1 tRNA gene is annotated in these 220 nt (G+C 49.1%); it reads right to left on the bottom strand.

Going from position 1 to position 220, the window contains the following annotated elements:
* Nucleotides 1-103: 103 nt before the first annotated feature.
* A tRNA-Ile gene (locus R3X26_RS19030) sits at nucleotides 104-180 on the bottom strand.
* Between the last annotated feature and the right edge of the window lie 40 nt (nucleotides 181-220).

Here is a 220-nt window from a genome sequence, read left to right as displayed (position 1 = left end):
CTGCGTGCAAGGCAGGCGCTCTCCCAGCTGAGCTATAACCCCATCAGTGGGTGTGGCTTGTGATAACTCATTTAGGATGAAATTTTCTTTAGGTAAGGCAATTTGGTGGGTCTGAGTGGACTTGAACCACCGACCTCCCGCTTATCAGGCGAGCGCTCTAACCAGCTGAGCTACAGACCCATACTTGCTTTGTGCTTTTCAATAACCGAGATTGAGTTAT

The sequence above is a fragment of the Vibrio sp. TH_r3 genome, from assembly GCF_033101115.1.
Taxonomy (GTDB): Bacteria; Pseudomonadota; Gammaproteobacteria; order Enterobacterales; family Vibrionaceae; genus Vibrio.
This window is presented reverse-complemented; position numbering and strand designations above follow the sequence as displayed.